This is a genomic window from Stenotrophomonas sp. TWI1183 (assembly GCF_039673115.1).
Taxonomy (GTDB): domain Bacteria; phylum Pseudomonadota; class Gammaproteobacteria; order Xanthomonadales; family Xanthomonadaceae; genus Stenotrophomonas; species Stenotrophomonas maltophilia_AA.
Genome location: NZ_JBDJKZ010000013.1, coordinates 55,122 through 74,960 on the forward strand (window position 1 = coordinate 55,122; position 19,839 = coordinate 74,960).

Annotated in this window: 18 protein-coding genes; 4 read left to right on the top strand and 14 right to left on the bottom strand. The window is 67.9% G+C overall.

Features of this window, described 5'->3' with window-relative positions; all coding sequences use genetic code 11:
- Position 1 precedes the first annotated feature (1 nt).
- A complete protein-coding gene (fusA, locus tag ABE434_RS12905) occupies positions 2–2,044 on the bottom strand; it encodes an elongation factor G (protein WP_346479124.1) in 2,043 nt (680 codons plus the stop codon).
- Between the two features lie 568 nt (positions 2,045–2,612).
- Between fusA and ABE434_RS12910 the strand changes: the two genes are divergently transcribed.
- Complete coding sequence (locus ABE434_RS12910; RefSeq protein ID WP_346479125.1) at positions 2,613–4,811, top strand: TonB-dependent siderophore receptor; 2,199 nt, start codon at positions 2,613–2,615, stop codon at positions 4,809–4,811.
- Between the two features lie 68 nt (positions 4,812–4,879).
- Here the strand turns inward: ABE434_RS12910 and ABE434_RS12915 are convergent, their stop codons facing one another.
- The 7 genes from ABE434_RS12915 to ABE434_RS12945 all read right to left on the bottom strand — a co-directional run bounded on the left by ABE434_RS12915 (position 4,880) and on the right by ABE434_RS12945 (position 11,876).
- Positions 4,880–5,647, bottom strand: coding sequence for a heme ABC transporter ATP-binding protein (locus ABE434_RS12915; protein ID WP_176988973.1), 768 nt, complete (start codon positions 5,645–5,647; stop codon positions 4,880–4,882).
- On the bottom strand, positions 5,644–6,687 hold the full coding sequence (locus ABE434_RS12920) for an iron ABC transporter permease (RefSeq protein WP_346479126.1): 1,044 nt from the start codon (positions 6,685–6,687) through the stop codon (positions 5,644–5,646). Before ABE434_RS12920 ends, ABE434_RS12915 begins: the two co-directional genes overlap by 4 nt.
- A gap of 11 nt (positions 6,688–6,698) precedes the next feature.
- Complete coding sequence (locus ABE434_RS12925; protein ID WP_346479127.1) at positions 6,699–7,733, bottom strand: ABC transporter substrate-binding protein; 1,035 nt, start codon at positions 7,731–7,733, stop codon at positions 6,699–6,701.
- A 69-nt stretch (positions 7,734–7,802) separates the two neighbouring features.
- Positions 7,803–9,185, bottom strand: a complete 1,383-nt coding sequence (locus tag ABE434_RS12930) for an ATP-binding protein (RefSeq protein WP_346479128.1) — start codon at positions 9,183–9,185, stop codon at positions 7,803–7,805.
- 121 nt (positions 9,186–9,306) lie between these two features.
- On the bottom strand, positions 9,307–10,314 hold the full coding sequence (locus ABE434_RS12935) for an alpha/beta hydrolase-fold protein (protein ID WP_176988977.1): 1,008 nt from the start codon (positions 10,312–10,314) through the stop codon (positions 9,307–9,309).
- A gap of 112 nt (positions 10,315–10,426) precedes the next feature.
- Complete coding sequence (locus ABE434_RS12940; protein ID WP_346479129.1) at positions 10,427–11,245, bottom strand: hypothetical protein; 819 nt, start codon at positions 11,243–11,245, stop codon at positions 10,427–10,429.
- 22 nt (positions 11,246–11,267) lie between these two features.
- Positions 11,268–11,876, bottom strand: a complete 609-nt coding sequence (locus ABE434_RS12945) for a TetR/AcrR family transcriptional regulator (RefSeq protein WP_346479130.1) — start codon at positions 11,874–11,876, stop codon at positions 11,268–11,270.
- A 75-nt stretch (positions 11,877–11,951) separates the two neighbouring features.
- Between ABE434_RS12945 and ABE434_RS12950 the strand changes: the two genes are divergently transcribed.
- Positions 11,952–12,557: an NAD(P)H-dependent oxidoreductase gene (locus ABE434_RS12950; RefSeq protein WP_346479131.1), complete on the top strand. Its 606-nt coding sequence runs from the start codon at positions 11,952–11,954 to the stop codon at positions 12,555–12,557.
- A gap of 22 nt (positions 12,558–12,579) precedes the next feature.
- Here ABE434_RS12950 and ABE434_RS12955 read toward each other — a convergent pair whose 3' ends face one another.
- Both ABE434_RS12955 and ABE434_RS12960 read right to left on the bottom strand, forming a co-directional pair.
- Positions 12,580–14,031: an amidohydrolase family protein gene (locus ABE434_RS12955; RefSeq protein WP_346479132.1), complete on the bottom strand. Its 1,452-nt coding sequence runs from the start codon at positions 14,029–14,031 to the stop codon at positions 12,580–12,582.
- Between the two features lie 113 nt (positions 14,032–14,144).
- Positions 14,145–14,750, bottom strand: a complete 606-nt coding sequence (locus ABE434_RS12960; protein WP_346479133.1) for a glutathione S-transferase family protein — start codon at positions 14,748–14,750, stop codon at positions 14,145–14,147.
- Positions 14,751–14,864: 114 nt separating this feature from the next.
- On the opposite strand from ABE434_RS12960, the gene ABE434_RS12965 reads away from it, so the two are divergent.
- Both ABE434_RS12965 and ABE434_RS12970 read left to right on the top strand, forming a co-directional pair.
- The gene (locus tag ABE434_RS12965) at positions 14,865–15,860 is read left to right on the top strand and encodes a WYL domain-containing protein (protein WP_346479134.1); all 996 of its coding nucleotides are present in this window, start codon (positions 14,865–14,867) and stop codon (positions 15,858–15,860) included.
- A gap of 51 nt (positions 15,861–15,911) precedes the next feature.
- Positions 15,912–16,805 carry a LysR family transcriptional regulator gene (locus ABE434_RS12970; RefSeq protein ID WP_346479135.1) on the top strand — a complete coding sequence of 298 codons (894 nt, stop codon included), beginning with the start codon at positions 15,912–15,914 and terminating at the stop codon, positions 16,803–16,805.
- On the opposite strand, the gene ABE434_RS12975 is transcribed toward ABE434_RS12970, so the two are convergent.
- The 4 genes from ABE434_RS12975 to lolA all read right to left on the bottom strand — a co-directional run bounded on the left by ABE434_RS12975 (position 16,798) and on the right by lolA (position 19,763).
- A complete protein-coding gene (locus tag ABE434_RS12975) occupies positions 16,798–17,070 on the bottom strand; it encodes a hypothetical protein (protein ID WP_019184750.1) in 273 nt (90 codons plus the stop codon). The two genes, ABE434_RS12970 and ABE434_RS12975, sit on opposite strands and share 8 nt — an antisense overlap.
- A gap of 96 nt (positions 17,071–17,166) precedes the next feature.
- Entirely contained in the window at positions 17,167–17,565 is a 399-nt protein-coding gene (crcB, locus tag ABE434_RS12980) for a fluoride efflux transporter CrcB (RefSeq protein WP_346479136.1), read from the bottom strand.
- Positions 17,565–18,866, bottom strand: a complete 1,302-nt coding sequence (locus tag ABE434_RS12985; RefSeq protein ID WP_346479137.1) for a replication-associated recombination protein A — start codon at positions 18,864–18,866, stop codon at positions 17,565–17,567. Before ABE434_RS12985 ends, crcB begins: the two co-directional genes overlap by 1 nt.
- 258 nt (positions 18,867–19,124) lie before the next feature.
- Positions 19,125–19,763, bottom strand: a complete 639-nt coding sequence (gene lolA / locus ABE434_RS12990) for an outer membrane lipoprotein chaperone LolA (RefSeq protein ID WP_176988987.1) — start codon at positions 19,761–19,763, stop codon at positions 19,125–19,127.
- Between the last annotated feature and the right edge of the window lie 76 nt (positions 19,764–19,839).

The window sequence follows — 19,839 nt, forward strand, 5'->3', positions numbered from 1 at the left end:
ATCAGACCGTCTGCGCGGCCTCGTACCCGTTCAAGCGCATGTCGCTGGACGCGCGCCCCTGGGTCAGCGACCGCAGCGAGGTGGTATAGCCACCCAGTCGCGCCAGCGGTGCATAGCCGAGCACTTCGGCCTGCCCATCCTGGTCCTCGATCGAGGCCACCCGCCCACTGCGGCGGTTGAGGTCGCCGACCACATCGCCGACGTTGCCCGACGGCGCGTGGATGGCGATCTCCATCACCGGCTCCAGCAGCTGCGTGCCCGCTTGGGCCAGCGCCGCTTTCACCGCTTCACTGCCGGCACGATGGAAGGCCATGTCCGAGGAGTCCTTGACGTGGGTCTGGCCGTCGACCAGCGTCACCTCGATACCGACCACCGGATGGCCCAGCGGACCTTCGCCCAATGCCGCGCGCGCGCCCTTCTCCACCGCGTTGACGAACCCGCGCGGAATCGCGCCGCCGACGGTGCGGTCGACGAAGCTCACCTCGCCGTCCTCGCGCGGGGTGATGTCGATCAGCACCTGGGCGAACTGGCCCTGGCCACCGGTCTGCTTGGCGACCTTGCCTTCCACCCGCTGCACGGCACGCTTCGGCGTCTCCTGGTAGGCCACGCGCGGCTGGCCGGTGCGGACGTTGACGCCCCACTCCGTGCGCAGGCGCTCGACCATCACCTCCAGATGCAGCTCGCCCATGCCCCAGATCAGGGTCTCTCCGCTGTCCGCATCGGTCTCGACACGGAACGACGGATCCTCCTGCGCCAGGCTGGCCAATCCCTGGCTGATGCGGATCAGGTCCGAGGCCTTTTCCGCCGTCAACCGCCATGCCAGCACCGCATGCTGCGCCTGGATCGTATCGAGCAGCAGCGGGCGCGAGGGTGCACTCAGCGTTTCACCGCTGACGGCATCCTTCCAGCCCAGCACTGCGACGATGTCACCGGCCACGGCCTGCTTGATGTCGTGGGTCTGGTCGGCCTGCACCCGCACCAGGCGGCTGACGCGTCGCCCGTGTGCATGCTGCGAGCTGGCCAGCGCGTCGCCCACCTTCAGCGTGCCCGAATACACCCGCACGAAGCTCAGCGCACCGTGGTTCTGGTGCGTGATCTTGAACAGCAGCGCCGCGAGCGGACCATCGGGATCAGGCGGCAGCAGCAGGTCGTTGCCGTTATCGGTGGCGACCACCGCCGGCCGATCCAGTGGCGACGGCAGATAGTCGACCACGGCATCGAGCAGCGTTTCCACGCCCTTGCTCTTGAACGCCGAGCCCGCGAGCACCGGTACGCCGGCACCGGCCAGGGTGCCGCGACGGATCGCCGCGCGCAGCTGCGCGTTGTCGACCGCCGCGCCTTCCAGCCACGCCTGTGCCAGCACGTCGTCGGCATCGGCCACGGCCTCGATCAGCGCCTCGCGCTGCGGCATCCACTGGGCCGCCTCATCGGTCGTCCAGGCATGACGCAACGCCGTGCCCTTGTCGTCCCAGTGCACGGTGCTGCGGTCGACCAGATCCACCCAGCCGTTGAACTGGCTTTCAGTGCCGATCGGCACACCGAGCGCCCACGGCGTGGCCCGCAGCTTCTCGCGCAGTTGCGCGAGCACGCGTTCGAACGCAGCACCGGTGCGGTCCATCTTGTTGACGAAGGCGATCAGCGGCACCCCGTGGCGACGCGCCTGGCGCCAGACCGATTCGGACTGGGGCTGCACGCCATCCACGGCGGAGAACACCGCCACCGCGCCATCCAGCACGCGCAGGGAACGCTCCACTTCGATCGCGAAATCGATGTGGCCGGGGGTGTCGATCAAGGTCAGGTGGTGGATCGGCTGGTCGCGCGGCGCCCAATGCGCCTGCACGGCGGCCGCGCCGATGGTGATGCCGCGCTCGCGTTCGATCGCCGAGAAGTCGGTGGTCGCCGCACCGTCGTGGACCTCGCCGACGCGATGGATCTCGCCGGTTTTCCACAGCAGGCGCTCGGTGAGCGTGGTCTTGCCGGCGTCGATGTGGGCAATGATGCCGAGGTTGCGCCGGAGGGACAGGGTCTGGGTATGGGTGTTCATGGGATAGGTCTCGCTGCCAACATCGGGGAGCCGCACGCCGCCGTTGGCTAACGGGCGTGCGGCCAGGTTTGGGGCTCGGCGATCTGGTGCATGGCACGTTCTCCTTCAAACAGTTCTGGTGCGTGGAAACGAAAAGAGCGCCCGGTGGGCGCTCTGCTTGGGGTCCAGGGTGACCGGTGTTCCGGTCAGCAGCCTTGCACTCCGAGTGGCAGACGCGCCCGTGCCGCGTAATCGCGGGTCAGGGTAAAAAACGTCAGAAGCGGCATCGAAGTCATGAAGGTCACCTGGGGTGTAGCCGGCATTGTAGACCTCCCGTGGCCGGCTACAAGCCCTGATTAACACCGCCCGTGCAACACTGAGCCTCATGCACGCCGATAACGTTCGCAGTTGGCACGACGACCCCCTGAGCATCCCCGACATGCGAATGGGTCGCAATTGCGTATATGACGGGAATCCTTAAAATGGCGGCCTATGCGTCGCCAGCGGCGACGCCCGCGCGTCAGGCTCCGCCCCTCAAAGCAACGAGCCGCGCTCGCGCCCCTCCTTCCGCGTTGCCGAGTTGTTGCCCATGACCTGCTCTTCCTCCCCGAACCCGTGCCGGTTGCGCCCCAACCTGCTGGCCCTGGCCTGTCTGGCCGCCGCGTTTGCTCCTGCCGCCCATGCCCAGACCGCTACCGATCTGGATGCGGTGCGGGTCAATGCCTACCGCGCTGCCAACAGCACCAGCGGCGCGACCAAGACCAGCACCGCGCTGGCCGAAACCGCGCAGTCGGTCTCCGTGATCGAGCGCGCCGAACTGGATGCCCGTGGCGTGCAGTCGCTCAACGATGCGATGCGCTATGTCGCCGGCGTCAGCCTCGAAAGCTCGGGCATCGACAACCGCGTGGACGATTTCCGCATCCGTGGCTTCGATGCCGGCAGCTGGTCCAACAACGTCACCCTGGATGGCATGCGCGCACCGCAGGGCAGCCAGTGGAACCGCAGCATGTTCGACAGCTGGAACCTGGAGCGGGTGGAAGTGCTCAAGGGTCCGTCCGCCGTGATGTATGGCCAGGTGGCCCCGGGCGGCATGGTCAACCAGGTCAGCAAGACCCCCACTCCGGACCAGATGCAGCAGCTGCGCCTGGGCGTGGATGCGAACGGCCAGTACAGCGCCGCTTTCGACGTGGGCGCCGGCACTGCGGGGGATGATCACCTGTTCCGCCTGGTCGGCCTGTATCGCGACGGCCAGACCCAGATCAAGCGCACCGAACAGGAGCACTGGTTCCTCGCCCCCAGCTACACCTGGCAGCTCGCCGAACGCACCCGCTTGACCCTGCTGGGCCTGTACCAGAAGGACGATGGCGGCTCGACCTATCAGTTCCTGCCGGCCGCCGGCACGCTCAATCCGACGGCGTCGGGTTACATGAAGAACAGCACCTTCATCGGCGAGCCGGACTGGAACACCTTCAACCGCACGCTGTGGACCGCCGGCTGGATGTTCGAGCACCAGTTCAACGACCACCTCACGCTGACCCAGAGCGCGCGCCGCACGCATGTCGATTCGCTGTTCCGCAGCGTGGTCACCTTCGGCGCACTGAATGCCGATGGCCGCACCCAGAACCGTCGCGGCGTGATGGGCACCGGCGACTCCGATGGCGACACCTTCGATACCCGCCTGCAGGCGCGCTTCAGTACCGGCGCGGTGGACCATACCGTGCTGCTCGGCTGGGACTGGCAGCGTGCGGACTGGGAAGGCGTGCGCAGCGCCATGAGCAGCCCGCGCCCGATCGACATCTTCAATCCGGTGTATTCGACCTACCGCCCGACGGTGAGCACCGAAACCCCCACCGCTGGCATCAATCGCCAGAGCGGCGTGTACCTGCAGGATCAGCTGGCGCTCGGCAACTGGCGGATGACGTTCGGCGGCCGCTACGACTGGACCAAGGACGACAGCAGCAGCGCCAACCGCAACATCGCCACCGGCATCTCCACGCCGGGCGGGCGCAACGTGATCAAGAGCGAAGCGTTCACGGGCCGCGCGGGTGTTCTGTACGTGTTCGAGAACGGGCTGACCCCGTACGTGAGCTACGCCGAATCCTTCCAGCCTTCGACCAAATCGCCGCTGGACAGCTTCACCCAGACCGCGTTCGAGCCGGTGACCGGGTCGCAGTGGGAAGCCGGCCTGAAGTACCAGCCGGCCTCGGTGGATGGGCTGGTCACCCTGTCGGTGTACGACCTGCGCCAGCAGAACATGATCGTCGATGACCCGGTGGCGTCGCATCGCAACTGCGGCGCGACCGGTACCGCCACCTGCTCGATCCAGGGTGACGAAGGCCGCGTGCGCGGCATCGAACTGGAAGGGCGGATCACCCCGATCGAGGGCTTCAGCCTGATCGGCGCCGCGTCACGCATGGACTCGGAGATGACGCGTTCGGCGCCCTACAAGGGCAAGGAACTGGCAATGGTGCCGGACTACAGCGCCTCGTTCTGGGCGGACTACACGTTCCAGGCCGGCGCCCTGCAGGGTCTCAGCCTGGCGGCCGGCGCGCGCTACAACGGCGTCAGCTACGGCGACAGCGCCAACCTGTACCGGATTCCGTCCTACACCCTGTTCGATGCGGCGATCCGCTATGACGTGGGCCGGATCGGCGGCACCCAGGTGCAGCTCGCGCTCAACGCCAGCAACCTGGCCGACAAGCGTTTCGTGTCGACCTGCACCGGCGTGTCGTCGTGCTACTACGGCAGCGGCCGCACGGTGATGGCGACCGCCAGATTCGGCTGGTAACCCACAAACGGCGGGGCCGGCCGCTGGCCGGCTCCCATCACACCGTCAACGCGCCGGCCAACCCTGCGCTACGCGTCGGTCACCACCACCAACGGAACATCGCGCTGCGGATGCCGCAGCACCAGCACCGGCTGCTGGTAGACCCGTTCGATATGCTCGCGCGTCAAAACCTCGGTAGGCGTCCCGTCGGCGGCCACGCGGCCCTGTTCCAGCAATACGATCCGATCCGCGTAGGCCGCGGCCAGATTCAGGTCATGCAGCACCACGATCACGCAGGCGCCGGCATCGGCCAGCTCGCGAACCGCGCGCAACGTGCGTTCCTGATGGCGGAGATCCAACGCCGCCGTCGGCTCGTCCAGCAGCAACAGCGGCGTGTCCTGGGTCAGCACGCGGGCGAAGGTCGTCCGCGCCGCCTCACCACCGGACAGATGCTCCACTTCCCGCTCGATCAACGCATGCAGGTCGGCACGCGCCAGCGCATCGGCGATGCAGGCGGCGTCTTTCACCGGGTCCGGCGGATGCGGCAGCCGCCCCATCGCGACCACTTCATGTACCCGGAAGGCGAACCGGACCGCGTGCTCCTGCGGCATCACCGCGCGCTCGCGCGCCAGCGGCTTGGCCTTCCACTCTGCCAGCGCCTGTCCACGCAGCAGCACGTGGCCCTGCTCCGCCTCCAGGTCGCCTGCGGCCACCGCCAGCAGCGTCGACTTGCCCGCACCGTTCGGGCCGACCAGCGCCGTCACCGTGCCGGGCACGAAATCCAGCGTGATGTCATCCAGGATGCGCCGTGCGCCGCGACTGAGCTGCACCGACTGCAGTTGCAGCAACGCGCTCATGCACCGCTCCGATGGCGCTGACGCATCACCAGCCACAGGAAGAACGGCGCACCCAGCGCGGCCGAGAACAGGCCCAGCGGGATCTCGGACGGTGGATCCAGCGTGCGTGCGGCGGTGTCGGCGACCACGATCAGCAGCGCACCGGCCACGGCCGAGACCGGCAGGAGCCAGCGATGGCCGGGGCCGACCAGCAGGCGCACGACATGCGGCACGACCAGACCCACGAAGCCGATCGAGCCGGCGAACGCGACGGCCGCACCGACCAGCAGCGCGCTGAAGGCGATCAGTTTGAGCCGGGTGCGCTTCACATCCAGCCCCAGGTGCTGGGCCTGACGCTCACCGAGCGCGAGCATGTCCAGCGGCGTGGCGAGCCGTAGCAGGGCGATCGTGCCGAGCACGAACACCGGCGCCACTGCGATCACATCCCGCCAGTCGGCCTGGGCCAGCGAGCCCATCTGCCAGAACACCAGCGACTGCAGCTCGCTCTCGCTGGCGATGTAGGTCAGGAACCCGATCATCGCCGAGCAGAACGCAGCGATGGCGATGCCGACCAGCAGCAATGTCGCCGTGCCACTGCCCTGCCCCGGTCGTGCCAGCAGGTAGGTCAATGTGATCGCGCCACCGGCACCGGCAAACGCGGCCAGCGGCAGCGTCCATGCACCGAACGCGCCGGCGCCGAGCACGATCGCGGACACCGCGCCCAAGGCCGCGCCCTGGGTCACGCCGACGATGCCGGGGTCGGCCAGCGGATTACCGAACAATCCCTGCAGGCTCGCACCGGCCATCGCCAGTGCGGCGCCCACCATCGCGCCCAGCAGGGCACGCGGAATGCGCAGCTGCCAGACCACGGCCAGATCGCGGGTGCTGACGCTGGCCGGATCGGCCAGCCCCAGCTTCACCCCGATCGCCTGCAGTACCTCCATCGGCGGCAGCCGCAACGGGCCCACCGCGAAGGAGGCGATCACCGCGATCAGCAATCCCACCGCGGCCCAGATCAACACGGTCGCGCCACGGCGACGCGCAGGACTCGACACCGCCATGCCTTACGCCCTCACGGACGCGGCACGGTGGCGAAGGCGGCGGCCAGGGCGACCGCGCCACTGCCCGAGGCGACACTGGCGGACTTCAACTCCACGTCCGGCATCACCCACACGCGATTGGCCGCACCGGCCGGCGTCTGCCGCAGAGTCGGATAGGCGCGCCACAGGCCGGCCTGGCCACCGAACAGGGCCAGGTCGTTCTCGGTCACCAGGATCACGTCCGGCGCAGCAGCCACCACGCCCTCATTGCTCAGCGCGGAATAGTTGGCCACGCCAGCCTCGTCACCGATGTTGATGCCACCGGCCAGCGTGATCAGCTTGCCCGAGGCGCTGTCCGAGCCCGCCACCGTCGGCGCGCCGCCGGCACCGGTCGCGGAAACATGGATCACACGCGGGTGCCACGCCAGCGCCGCACCACTGGTCTTGGCCGCATCCAGCTGCGACTGCACTTTCGTGGCCAGTGCTTCACCCTGCTCGGCCATGCCGACCGCGGCGGCGACCTTGCGCACCTTGTCGGCCGCCGGCTGCAGATCATCGACGATCACCGCCGCTTCGCCTGCGCCGCGCAGCTTGGCGGCCAGATCGGAATGACGGCGCAGGCTGTTGCCGAGGAACAGGGTGCCCTGCAGGCTCAACACGCCTTCCACGCCCGTGGTGCGGTTGAACAGGAATTGTTTGGGGGCCTTGCGCCCGGATTCGGTGGCCGAGCGCAGCGGCGCGGCGTACACCTGATCGTCCAGGCCAAGCGCTTCGAGCACGGCGATGATGTCATCGCCGCCGGCAATGATCTTCGAGGTGTCGGTCACCGTCGTGGCCACGCCATCATCGGAGGTGACCTGTGCCGGCAACTGCTGGGTGGCGCCCTCGATGTCGGGCACGTCCACGCCCACCACACGCTGCCAGCCTTCCGGCAGTGCTTCGGGGGTCTGCGCGGCCGATGCGGCAGCGGTGTCGGTGGCAGGTGCAGCGGGCTCTTTCGAGCACCCGGCGATCACGGCGACCAGGGACAGCGCCAGCAGGCTGCGGCGGACAACAATCGACTTCATGGCAGTTCCTCTTCAATCAGAACGGCGGGGCTGTACGCCCCGCCGCCGGTGCAACGCTCTCCGCGCAGCTCAGTTCGCGCGGGTGCTGATGCGGGTGATGCGGTCGCCCTTGGGATCCTGGGCATCACGCGACTTGTTGACGGCAAACACGTTGCCCTTGCCATCTTCACGCACATGGTTCGGGAAGGTGCCGCCATCCAGGTTGCCGACCACCTTGCCGTTGCCGTCGACCACGGTCACCGTGCCGGCACCGCGGTTGGTCACGTAGGCGAGCTTGGACACCGGCTCGAAGGCCACGTTCAGCGCACCCGCGCCGACCGGCACGTCGTGCAGCACCTTGCCGCTGGCGACATCGACGATCAGCAGGTTGTCCGTGCCCTGCGAGGCCACGTACAGCCGACCTGCCGAAGCGTCGTAGGCCACGCCGGAGGCGCTGATCGAGTTGCCCAGGTCGATGACCTTCTCCACCTTGCCGGTGGTGGTGTCGATCACCGCCGCTTCGGGCGTGCCGATGCTGACGGTGAACAGCTTGCCGGCCGCTTCATCCAGCACCAGGCTCATCGGGACGAACTTCTTGTCGTCCACGCCCGAGGCCAGGGTGATCGGCTCCAGCGGCTGCAGGGTGCGGGCATCGAACACCGACAGATGGTCTTCACCGGCGGCCGAGGCGAACACCTTGCCATGGCGGCCATCGACCACGATGTCGCGGGCATGCGGCACCGCCCCGACGTCGAACTGGCGCACCAGCGACAGGTCCTTCTGGCGATACACGGCCACGGTGTCCTGGCGGGTATTGGTGACCCAGACGTTGCCGTTGGCATCGTCCACGCCCACGCCATACACCGCGAACACGGCACCACCCTTGCCGCCCGGCACTGCAGCGGGGGTGATCTTGGCGGTGACCTTGAGCGTCTTCGGGTCGAGCTTTAGCAGCTGCGACTGGGTCACCGGCGGGCGACCGACCGCCGCGGTGACGAACACCGCATTGCTGGCCGCGCTGTAGGCGGACTGGTACAGGCCCTGGACCAGCTTGGCCGAGGTCTGGTTGAAATTCTGCTGGCCGCTCAGTGGCAGGTTCGGCGAGACGCGCAGCGACAGCACCGTTGCCGCGGACGGCTGGCTGGCACGCACGATCACCGGCTGCTGGCCGGGTACCGCATCGGCGGGAATCGCGACGTTGCCCTTGAAGTTGCCCTCGGCGTCGACCACGTACGGGGTGGCGTTGAGCACGGTCTCGCCGCGCAGCAGCGTGACCTGCTGGCCCGGCACGAACTGGCGGCCGATCACCTCGGCATCGCTGCCCGGCACCACGTTCTGGCCGCGGCTGATCACTTCACCACGGAAGCCGTTGGCGGGCGCATCGAACACCGGCTGCGCGAACACGGCAGGGCTGGCCAGCGACAGCGCAATGGCCAGGGCGGCGACACGCGGGAGGGTTTTCAGGGTGTACATCAGCAGACTCCTTCTGTTTGGGGCGCGCCGGTTGGCGCGTTGTCACAGTGCTTGCCTTGGCATGGCCGCGGTCCGTTGCGGCGGTGGCACAGGGCCACGGAACTGCCTGGGTAACGAAAAATCAGGGGGCCGGCGCGGGCGTGCCGCTGCGATCGGCGATGCCATACAACTGGCTCAGCGTGGCCTTGAGCGACGCCGGCAGCATCGGCCCATGGCCAAGGCCGGGAAATTCGCGGTACTGCACGGTCAGGCCCGGCACCTTGGCCAGGCGGGTGGCCAGCTGCTGCGCGGCATCGGGCGTCGCCCCGCCGATACGGCGCAGGTGCGCGACCACGCGCGGATTGGTCATGTCGCGCACCCCGCGGTTGCCGGTGCGCTCATCGCCGCCGAGCATCACCGTCACCTGTGCCGGCTGACCCTGGGTGTTGGCAATGAACTGGCGCTCCATGTCACCCAGCGGCGCGCCCTGGCTCCACCACAGCGATGGGCTGGCCGACACGTAATGCTGGAACGCGGCCGGGCGGGTATACAGCGTGCTGACCACGAACAGGCCGCCCAGCGAATGGCCCCACAGCGACTGCTGCTGCAGATCGATGCTGGCGCGACGCTGCACTTCCGGCTTGATCCGGCGCTCGATCAGATCGAGAAACGCATACGCACCACCACCACTGGACTGCGAGGTGCCGTTTTCGTCATCGGCGGTATCGATCCACGCGGTGTAATCGCGGGTGCGTGCCGCGGAATCGATGCGCAGGTCGTTGTCGTAGCCGATGAAGACGAGCACCGGCGCGGCATGCGCGGCCAGATCGGCAAGCATCGCCTGGTCGAGCACCATCGCCGCGGCGTTGCCGTCGAGCATGTACAGCACCGGCGCCGGCGTGGCCGAGGCCTTCGCCGGCACACCGACATTCACCCGCCAGCGGCGGGCGTGATCGGGACTATCGAGCACGAAGTGTTCGAAGCGATAACTCTGCGCCGGCTGGTCCAGCACCGTCTCACCGACTTTCTGCTCGGGATTGCGCTGCTGCGCCGAGGCCGGCGACAGCGCCGCCATGCCGATGGCGGTCGCCACGCCCAGCGTGCGCAACCACGGCGATACGGAAGAGATCAGCGACGACGAAACAATCATGACTACCCGGAGCGAGGGACGATGCTATCGCGCCAGTGTAACTCAAATGAGAATGGGTATCACTGACGTTGCGCTGACCGCTCTGCCCGGGCGCCCTGGAACGCCCGATGTTTCAGCGCGCGCAGTCACCCGTGGCCGTGCGCGCCTCACCCACGGTCGCGCCCCCTTTGCCACTGGCCGACAGCCAGCCTGCCAGGGACATCGCATCTGGTATCCCCGCCGCCATTGGCGCGGACGAAATCACCAGTTCGCGCGACGTGCCGACCGGCTCCAGCTCGGCCAGGCGCGCCGCCTTGTCACCGTCGGTGCTGACCAAGTCGTCCGGCCCCGAGCGCGGCGTCTTCGTGGTGTTCGCGGTCTTGACCGCCTTGACCCGCAGCTCGCCGCCGGCCCCGTTGGTAACGGTCACCGCGTACTGCTCCTTGCCATAGGCCCAGGAGGTCTCGCGCTGCACCGTGGCTGCCTGCCCATCGGCCGGCAGTTCCAGCGTATCGCCTGCGAGCCCCTGCACCATCGCCATGCCACCCATCACCGCCATGTACATGCCGTACGCCCGCATCTGCTTCTCCTCGGCTGTCTTCGCCGCGGGCGCACCCGGCCAGCTCGCCTCGAGATTCAGATGCGCCTTGCCGCTGCACAGTGTCAACACGACCGGCTGACCCTCGCCTTCGCCAAGACTGATCAGACTGTCGCCGTTGTGGAACTGCTGTACGCGCCCGATCAATGACGCGCCGCTCGTCGGCACCTGGTTCACCTCGACACGGGACGCGCTTTTCAGGCGCTCATTCAACGACACGGTCGTCGCGGTGGCGGGCAAAGCCGCGCCGATCGCGGCAGCGAGTACGAACACAGGGAAAAAAGCGCGCATGGCATCCAGTCCAGAAGGGCGGGACATCATACCCGCCCACTCGACGACCGCTTCGCGCGTCATCGCCCTGTCGTGCAGGCAGCGCTCAGCCGCGCGCCACCATCGCCATGATCGTCGCCGCCAGTTCCTGCTCCGCCTGCAGCGGCGTGATGTCGCCGGTGGTCGCTGCAGAAGAGAGGCCCTCAGCGGCGCCGAGCATGCCCCACAGCCCCGCCTGCGCCAACGCGCCTGCGGGTGCGAACGGCGACAACAGCGCGCGGCACTGCTCAAGAAACACGACGTCGTACTCGCGCTTGATACGCGCCAGTTCCGGTGACCCGGCCAGCGCAGCGATCACGCCCGGAATCTCGCGCCCCTGCTTCATCACGCACGCCACGTAGGCCTCGGCGATGACCTGCGCCTTGTCCGCAAGCGTCGGGCCACTGCTGGCGAACCGCGCTTCCATCACCACGCCCTGGCGCGCATCGAAATCGCGGTACAGCGCGGACAGCAGACCGGCCCGCGTACCGAAATGGTCATACACCACCGGCTTGGTCACGCCGGCCTGCTCGGCCAGACGCCCCAATGTGAGCGCATCGGTGCCTTCCTCGCGGATCAGCCGCCACGCCTCTGCCAGGAGCTGGCGCAGACGGTCATCGCGGGTCATGCGGCGGCGGGGTGCCACGGGGGCAGGCGCATCGGGCGGACTTGACATGGCTATATACCAATCGTAACTTACGTTCCGTAACTTACCGAAAGTATACAAGCCCTTCCCCGCCCCAGGAATCCCATGCACACACTCATCGTCGTCTCCCACCCCGATCCCGGCTCCCTGACCCACGCCGTCGCGGCCCAGATCGCAGCAGGCATTACCGCCGATGACGGAAGCACCGCCGAGCTCGCCGACCTCGACGCAGAGGGCTTCGACCCCCGTTTCAACCGGGCGGACCTGCAGGGCCACCACCGCAACGCCCCCTTCCCTGCCGATGTCCTGGCCGAACAGGCCCGGCTGGACCGCGCCGATGCCGTGGTACTGGTGTTCCCGGTCTACTGGTGGGGCATGCCTGCCCTGCTGAAGGGCTGGATCGATCGGGTCTTCTCCAATGGCTGGGCCTATGAAGACAGCAGCGGCCAGGGCGTGCTCAAGAAGCTCGGCCACCTGCCCGTCCATCTGGTCGGCCTCGGCGGCGCCGACGACCGCACCTGGCAGAAGCGCGGCTATACCGGTGCGATGAAGACCCAGATCGAGACCGGCATCTTTGACTACTGCGGCGCGCCGGTGCGGTCGTCCACGCTGTTGCTGGAGACGGACACGGGCGACGCACGCGCGCACCTGCAGACCGCGCGCTCTCTCGGCCAACGCATTGCCGGCAACGCCGACGTGCCCGGGCACTGAAGCCCGGGCCCACCGGCAGGCATCAGGGCGTCGGTTTGGCGCCTTCTGCCTTCCACGCCGCGACCTTCGCCTTGGTCTGCTCGAGCAACGCATCGAGTGCCTTGCGGTCATAACCCTGGCCCCGCAGCACCACGTACTGGATGCCGCGCGTGGCCTCGATGTCCTCCAGCGGATTGCGCTCCAGCAACACGAGGTCGGCCGCCTTGCCGGGCGCGACCGCGCCGTAGCGATCCAGCGTGCCGAACCAGGCCGGGCCAGCGCGCGTGGCCGCTGACAGGGCCTGCGCCGGCGTCAGCCCTTCCTTGACGAACAGCGACAGCTCGTCATGCAGGCCGATACCCGGATAGTTGAACGAATTGAGGAAGCCGGCATCGGTACCGGCCATGATCGTGACGCCGGCCTGCTGCAGCATCGGCAGCACGGCGGCGACCTGGTGGTATTCCTGGTGGCGGGCCTGGACCTGCGCGGGCGTCGCCTTCGCCGCGCGCTCGACGCGCCAGGCATAGGTCGCCTGCAGTTTCGGTCCGATGTAAGCCAGGTAAGGATCGTCGCGATGATCGTCCTGGTCGAGGAAGTCCAGGATGCGGCCGCCATTGAGGGTCGGGGTCACGAACACCCCCTTGGCCGCGAAGCCGCGGTAGGCGGCCATGGCGGTATCGGGATCGAAGCCGGCATCGAGTCGTGCGGTGGCCTGCGCGCGGTCGATGCGCTTGGCAGCGAAGTCCGCGGCGATGCCGGCTTCGTCCTTGACCCCCGCCTTGTAGGCATAGTCCAGGTGCTCGATGGAACTGATACCGGCATCGACGGCCTGCTGCACGGTCAGCGCCATCGGAATATGGCCGGACGCACGCAGGCCGTTGGCACGCGCTCCGCGTACCGCGGCCAGGAACAGCTCCGGCGTCAGCGTGCTGTCGGTGATCTTGACGAAGTCGACCTTGTCTCGCTTCAACCGCAGGAAGGCCGCATCCAGATCGGCCTGGCTGCCGACCTCGATCGTCCCCTTCCAGACCGGCTTCACGCCTTCGATCTTGGCGCCCGAGGTGAACAGTTGCGGGCCGGCCAACTGGCCGGTGGCGATCTCGCCACGCCACTGCAGCACCTGCTCGGGGAGATCGCCCGAGGCGTCACGGATGGTGGTGATGCCGTGGGCGATGTACAGCGGCAGCAGCGCCTTGTTCTCTTCGATGAGCTCCGGCCCACCACCGAAGTGCACATGCATGTCCCACAGCCCCGGGATCAGGTAGCGCCCCTTGCCGTCCACCTGCTGCGTGGCCTGCCATGCCTTGCGCATGGCCCGGTCGCTGCCCACCGCGACGATGTCCTGGCCCCGCACGACGACAGTCTGGTCGGCCCGCGTGGTGGCGTGCTCCACGTCGACGACGGTGGCATGGCGGATCATCAGATCGGCCTGCTCGGCCGCGAACGCGGCGGGGGCCAGTGCAAGCAGCACCGGAATGGCAAGACGCAGGGACATGGGCAGTGCACCGGAAAAATGAAGAACCGGGCCACCTTACGGTCGGGCCCGGTCCATTCACCAGTTAAATTTTGGAATGCGCGTCATGCACATTCCCGATGCAGGGCGATGCGTCAGACCTCGCCCTGCATCGCGGGCCTTGCCTGCACCTGCTGCAACCAGGCCGCCACGGCCGGATGCGCGTCCACCGCCGCCCCCATGTAGGTGCCGTAACCCACTACCTGGCCCACGACCAGGTCCACCAGCGAGTAAGCGTCACCGAGCATCCAGGGCTGCTGCGACAGGCGCGCCTCCAGCAGGTCCAGCAATCCGTTGGCGGCGCGGATGCCGGCCGCCGCATGGTCGGCGCTGCGCAGCGCATCGTCCATGGTGGCCAGCCACACGCGGCCGATCACCGCTCCATAGGTGACATACGCCCAGGTGCACCAGGACATCGCCTCCAGCCGCGCCGGTGTTCCGTCCTGCGGCCACAGGCCCTTGGCCACGCCGTAGTGCTCGCCCAGCCATAGATGGATCGCCAGGCCTTCGAACAGCGGCGTGCCATCCACCACCAGGCACGGCACCTTGCCGTTGGGGTTGATCGCCAGGTACTCGGGGGTGCGCTGCTCGCCGGCGCGGATGTCGATCTTGATGCGCTCGTGGGGCACCGCCAATTCGGCCAAGGCGCAGGCGATCGGGGTGGCGCTGGACATCGGGTGCCAATAGAAGACGAGGGACATCGGAAACTCCTTGAGGTTGGTGAGGGGTGCGACCGGAGCGGTCCTGCACCGTCGCCTCAAGGCTAGCCACCCTTGCGGACAGAACCCGCCCGCAATGGCTGCTACGCTTTGCCCATGCTGACCGCCTCCGCCCGCCTGCTGAGCCTGCTGTCCCTGCTGCAGTCGCGCCCTCACTGGAGCGGCGCCACGCTGGCCGAGCGCATGCAGATCCACCCTCGCACCCTGCGCCGCGACATCGACCGGCTGCGCCAGCTCGGCTATCCGATCCACGCCAGCACCGGCGTGGCCGGCGGCTACGCGTTCCGCGCGGGGCGCGCCCTGCCGCCCCTGCTGCTCGATGACGAGGAAGCGCTGGCGGCGGCGATCGCCCTGCGCACGGCGGTGACCGGCACCATCAGCGGTATCGAGCAGACCGCGATCACCGCGTTGGTCAAGATCGAACAGGCCATGCCGCCACGCCTGCGACCACGGTTGGAGGCACTGCGTTCGGCGATCCTGCCGACGGACCAGATCGGCCCGCTGGTGGATGCCGGCCGGCTGACCACACTGTCCGCTGCCTGCCGCGACCAGGTGCAGCTCGCCTTCGAATACACCGATCGCGAAGGCCAGCCCAGTTCCCGCCAGGTCGAGCCGCAGGGCGTGGTGCACACCGATCGACGCTGGTATCTGGTGGCCTGGGATTGCCTGCGGGCGGACTGGCGCACCTTCCGCATCGACCGCATCGCCAGCGCACCGCTAGTGGGCGCGCACTTCGCGCCCCGGGCGGGCCCTGGCGATGGCGATCTGCGCCGGTGGGTCGCCCGCTCGCTGTCGCTCGGGCAGTACCCCGATGAGGCGCGGATCATCCTGCATGCACCGCTGGCCGCGCTGCGCCAGCGCATTCCCGCGTCGGCCGGCGTGCTGGAAGTCGTCGATGGCCAGCGCTGCCTGCTGCGTTGCGGCGCCAATCCGATGGGCTCGGTGATCTATTGGCTGCTGGCCATGGACCTGGAGTTCGAGGTGCTGGGCCCGCCGGCGCTGATCGAGCGGCTTCGCGAGACCGGCGAACGGGTGGCCCGCAGCCTGACACAGCATGCTGCCGAGGCCGCGCCGATGCCCGGGAGCGCTTAGCCGCCCGGCGTCGCCATGGCGGACCTCGCCATCACGCTTCACAATGGCAACATGACTGCCAGTGAAAAACCGAATCGCACCCTGTTCGACCTGGACCTGCTGCGCGCGATGGTGATGGTGGCCGACTGCGCCAGCTTCACCACCGCTGCGGCGCGCCTGCACTCCACCCAATCCACCATCAGCCAGAAGATCCGCCGGCTGGAAGAAATGGCCGGCCATCCGCTGCTGGTCCGCGGCAACCGCGACGTGCACCCAACCGACGCGGGGCAGCTGGTGCTCGGCCATGCCCGCCAGCTGCTCGCGCTGAACGACCAGCTGCTGGAAGCGCTGGCCGGCACCACCGTCGCGGTGACGGTACGGCTGGGCGTTCCGGAAGACTTCGTCAGCGAGGCCACCAGCCAACTGCTGGGCGCCTTCAACCGTGACCACCCGCAGGTCAAACTGGAAGTCACCAGTGGACTGAGCCGCGACCTGGCCAATGCCTACGATCATGGCGAGCTGGATCTGGTGCTGGTCAAGCAGCGGCGCAGCAGCCGTGCCGCAGTGAAGTGCTGGCCGGAAACCATGGTCTGGATCGACAGTGCGCGCCACCCGAGCATCGACCTGGATCCGGTGCCGCTGGTGACCTTTCCGCCGCGCGGGCTTTACCGCGATGACATCATCGATGCCGTCGAGGGTATGGGCCGCCGCTGGCGGATCAGCTTCACCAGCTCAAGCCTGAGCGGCATCCAGGGCGCGGTGGCCGATGGCATGGGCATCAGCCTGCTGCCGGCGCGCGCCTTGCGTCGCGAGCACACCGTGCTGGGCATCGAACAGGGACTGCAGCCAATCGACAGCTTCGAGATCGCCCTGCTTCACCGCGCCACGACCGACCCGCTGGTGAAAACGCTGGCGTCGCGGCTGTCCGGCCTGATCGACCAGGAACGTGCGGGCGCGCTTACTTGAGCTGCAGCGGGTAGCGCTGCCACAGCACGTGCACCAGGAATCCGGTCAGTTCCGGATCCTTGCTGGTGATCGATGCACGAATCTTGTCCAGCAGCACCATGTCGCTGCAGTTACGCACATCCGCGTGGCCGGCCTGGCCGGCGCGGCGCGCACGGTAGCGGGCCGCACGCTGTGCATCGGTCATCGCGTAGCCGAACGTGGGCGGACGGCCGCGCTTGCGCGGCAGCGTCAGTTCCAATGTTCCGGGGTCTTGTTCATCGCGCATGACGGACGAGGATGCAAACGGGGGCGCGCACGATATCGTGAGACATCACTTTAATCCAGCGTTTTCAGCGGATTTCTGCGTTTGCGCAGCGTGGACTCAGCGCAGCGCCTCCGCCGCGCGTGCTCCCGCCCACACCAGCAGCATGCCACCCACCAGGCTGACGCCGAGGTACAGCGGCACCATCAGGCTCCGATCCGTGCGGGTGAACACCAGCGATTCGAGCATCATCGACGAGAACGTGGTGAGGCCACCGACGATGCCGACGATCAGGAACGCGCGCCAGTACACCGCCGCATTGCCGCGACTCTGCAGCCAGATCATCACGTATCCGGCGACGAAGGCGCCGATCAGGTTCACCGTCAGCGTGCCCCACGGGAAGCCCTGGCCGAACTGGCGCAGCATCGCATCGCCGACCATGAAACGCAGCGCAGCGCCCAGCGCGCCGCCCGCCATCACCAGGCCGAGCTGCTGCCACCAGACGCCGATGCCGTCCATCACTCCGCGCCCTTGTCCGCGCGTGCCTGTGCGCGCGCCGCACGCAGGCGGTCCAGCTTTTCTTTCAGCTTGATTTCCAACCCGCGCGGCACCGGCTCGTAATACACCCGCTCGCCCATCGCATCCGGGAAGCCGGTCTGGTCCAGCGCGATCCCGCCGTCGGCGTCGTGATCGTATTGATAGGTCTTGCCGTACCCCAGCTCCTTCATCAGCTTGGTCGGCGCGTTGCGCAGGTGCAGCGGCACCTCCTGGGTGCCGGTGTCGCGCACTTCCTGCTTGGCCTTGTTGAACGCGGCATAGCCGGCGTTCGATTTGGCGGTACTGGCCAGATACAACACCAGCTGCGCGAACGCGAGCTCGCCTTCGGGGCTGCCCAGCCGCTCGTAGATGTCCCAGGCCTCCAGCGCCATCGACTGCGCGCGCGGATCGGCCAGGCCGATATCCTCGATCGCCATCCGGGTCAGGCGCCGCGCCAGATAGGACGGATCACAGCCGCCATCGAGCATGCGGGTGAGCCAGTACAACGCGGCATCCGGATTGGAGCTGCGCACGGACTTGTGCAGGGCCGAGATCTGGTCGTAGAACTGCTCGCCGCCCTTGTCGAAACGACGGGTGCGATCGGCCAGCACCTGCACCAGCATCTCCGGGCTGATCCGCCCGCCGTCGCCTGTCGCCAGTTCGGCGGCGATCTCCAGCAGGGTCAGTCCACGGCGCACATCGCCATCGGCGGCGGTGGCGATCTCGAGCAATGCCTCCGGCGCGACCTGCAGATGCTCGCCGCCCAGACCGCGCTCGGTGTCCTGCAGCGCACGCTCCAGCGCCTCGACGATGTCACTTGGCGACACCGACTCCAGCACGTGCACACGGCAGCGCGACAGCAGCGCCGAGTTCAGTTCGAAGGACGGATTTTCCGTGGTGGCGCCGACGAACACGATCGTGCCGCGTTCGATGTGCGGCAGGAACGCATCCTGCTGGGCCTTGTTGAAGCGGTGCACCTCGTCGACGAACAGCACCGTGCGTCGCCCCTCGGCGAAACGCTGGGCGGCTTCGGCCAACACCTGGCGTACCTCGGGCAAGCCCGACAGCACCGCCGAGATCGCGCGGAACTCGGCATCGGCGTAATGCGCGAGCAGCAGCGACAGCGTGGTCTTGCCGCAGCCCGGCGGGCCCCACAGGATCATCGAGTGCACATGGCCGGACTCGACCGCGCGGCGCAGCGCGCTGCCCGGTGCGAGCAGGCGCTTCTGGCCCACCATCTCATCCAGCGTCTGCGGGCGCATCCGCTCGGCGAGCGGACGCATGTTGTCCCGATCCACGGTCAGCAGATCAGGCCCATTGAAAGTCGTTCGGTTTCTGGCCACGTCTTTATTCTATCGCGGGTGCGCGAGCAGGGAATGCGGGGCCGCGAACGGCGACCGCCTGATCGCCTGATCGCCACGGTAGAGCCAGGCCATGCCTGGCTGCTTTCCGGGCAGCTGGCGCGATAGCGGGAAGGCCCAGCCAGGCATGGCCTGGCTCTACCCCGTGCAGCGACCAGGGCGCGCCGATGATCCGCCCGCTTACTCGCCGATGACGTCCACGCCCTTGGCCGGGGTGAAGCTGAAAGTGCCCGAGGCGAAGCTCGGGTTGCGCTTCCAGCCGGTGAAGTTGATCACCGTGCGCTGACCCACGGCATCGACCACTTCCATGCGGGCCAGGCCCTGGCCATTGAAGCCCAGCGCTGCGTACTGGAAGGCGGTATCGGTGTCGCGCTTCGGGCTCAGCGCCAGCCACTGCAGGCCATCGCGCACCGCGGCTTCTTCGCTGACGTCGTACTGCTTGTCCAGCAGCGCCGGATTGATCAGGGCGGTCAGCGGGCTGTTCTGCTCTTCCTGGCCCTGCGGGCGCACGCTGGCCTGCTCCAGGTCCGGCTCGTAGACCCAGACCTTCTTGCCATCGGCCACGATCAGCTGTTCGTGCGGCTTGATGTACTCCCAGCGGAACAGGCGCGGCGCGGAGAGCGCGACACGGCCACTGGTGGTTTCCTTGACCTTGCCCTTGCTGTCGAACACCTGCTGGCTGAACTGTCCGTCCAGGCCCTTCAGGCCCTGGGTGAAACGGTTGAGCTCATCACGGGCGCCCGCCCAGGCCGAAGCCGAACCAACACTGGCCACGACCAGGGTGGCGGCAAGCAGGGAGCGGCGGAAGGTGGTGTGCATGCGAGGTATCCAGGCGAATGGGAAGGATGGAAGGGAGTGTGCCCATTCAATCCTGAATGGGCGATCAGGGGCACAT